The organism is Oleiphilus sp. HI0067, assembly GCF_001635735.1.
Genome location: NZ_LWFI01001518.1, coordinates 1 through 1,614, shown reverse-complemented (window position 1 = coordinate 1,614; position 1,614 = coordinate 1). Strand labels below are relative to the sequence as shown.

The following is a 1,614-nucleotide window of genomic DNA, read 5'->3' as shown; positions in this document are numbered from 1 at the left end:
CATTAAATCGATAATGCCCATCGGCGAGCTCACATAACGCAATCGCCGTTTTAGCTCGGTCTCGCCATGCTCTTCCGGCGCATCTGCAGCAACCCAAACACGAACAAGGTAATCAATCAGAAACAACAGAGTGAATAAAACAGAAAGATATAGCGAATCCGCTTCGCGCGGCTCATCATCGACCGAAACAAGAAGCGCTTCAGTCATATTGAAAAAAATAGCAATGGCAATCGATAAATAGATAATCCAGGCTACGACCGATTTATGAGATGGCTCATTTAAATAACCGTACCAACGTTGGCGATGTGACAAAACGTGCTTCCCTTACTAGAACCAGAACTGCGATGCAGCGATTTATGTTGATTTAAAGCATTAGAATCAACTTTTTATTGGTCTTTCAAGTTTAAAAATAGCATTTCAACGACCATAATACGCGCGACGAATCACTATTGAGAGCCGATAGATGGGAAAACATATAACTCAAACATTAGTACCACTAAATATCAGCGTATTAACCGTATCCGATACACGTTCGTTTGATACAGACACGTCGGGGCAATATTTATGCGACAGCCTTGAGGAAGCGGGGCATACGCTCTGCAAACGCAGCATCGTAATAGACGACATTTACCAGATCCGAGCACAACTTTCAGCATGGATCGCAGATGATGAGTCTCAGGTTGTCCTAATCACAGGCGGCACGGGTTTTACGAGTCGAGACAGCACACCTGAAGCTGTTAGCCCCCTGCTGGATAAGTTGGTTGATGGGTTTGGCGAAATGTTCCGACAGTTGTCTTTAGAGCAGGTCGGCACATCAACAATTCAATCCAGAGCGCTAGCAGGCATGGCAAACGAAACACTTATCTTTTGTCTGCCAGGCAGTAACAATGCGTGTAGGACCGCGTGGGAAAATATCATCGTCTCACAAATTGACAGTCGCCATAGCCCCTGTAATTTCGTACCTCAGCTTAAAAACATCGATATCGATGCATGCCTAAGTCGCGAGCAAGACGAAAACTAAGCATTGATCACTACTAATCAGCAATTCATAAAATAGAGACACCATGGACCAAATTACGATCACGACACCAGACGACTTACATTTGCATTTCCGAGACGGAGACATGCTTAACGAAACCGTTCCAGCAACAGCACGTTGTTTCGCTCGAGCAATCGTAATGCCGAATCTTGTACCACCGGTTACCAATGGAGCCGATGTTGCTGCGTACCGACAACGCATCGAAGCGGCGCGTCCCGAGGGAAGTAACTTCACACCATTGATGACGATTTATCTTACGGATAAAACCACACGTGAAGACATTATTTCTGCAAAACAAGCAGGAGCGGTCGCTGCGAAATTATATCCAGCAGGTGCAACAACTAACTCAGATGCTGCCGTATCAAGCTTAGAAAGTTTAGACCCTGTGTTTGAAGCCCTTGTCGAAGAAGGCATGCTTCTGTTAATTCACGGGGAAGTCACTAGTCACGATATCGATATCTTTGACAGAGAGAAGTTGTTCATTGAGCAGCATCTGCGCCGCATCCATGAGAGCTTCCCAAAACTTAAAATCGTTTTTGAGCACATTACGACAAAAGAAGCGGTTGAATTCGTTC

General features: G+C 45.1%; 3 protein-coding genes. 2 read left to right on the top strand and 1 reads right to left on the bottom strand.

What is annotated here, in order from left to right; all coding sequences use genetic code 11:
• On the bottom strand, positions 1-312 hold a 312-nt coding region (locus A3739_RS24745), incomplete at its 3' end, for a hypothetical protein (RefSeq protein ID WP_156502815.1).
• A 151-nt stretch (positions 313-463) separates the two neighbouring features.
• On the opposite strand from A3739_RS24745, the gene moaB reads away from it, so the two are divergent.
• Both moaB and A3739_RS24735 read left to right on the top strand, forming a co-directional pair.
• Positions 464-1,021 carry a molybdenum cofactor biosynthesis protein B gene (gene moaB, locus A3739_RS24740; RefSeq protein WP_068481710.1) on the top strand — a complete coding sequence of 186 codons (558 nt, stop codon included), beginning with the start codon at positions 464-466 and terminating at the stop codon, positions 1,019-1,021.
• Between the two features lie 43 nt (positions 1,022-1,064).
• Positions 1,065-1,614, top strand: a 550-nt coding sequence (locus A3739_RS24735) for an amidohydrolase family protein (protein WP_082878599.1), incomplete at its 3' end; no start/stop codon positions are given.

Excerpts from the sequence above, each read along its gene's own strand:
- moaB (WP_068481710.1), top strand. The coding sequence starts at position 464 with ATGGGAAAACATATAACTCAAACATTAGTACCACTAAATATCAGCGTA.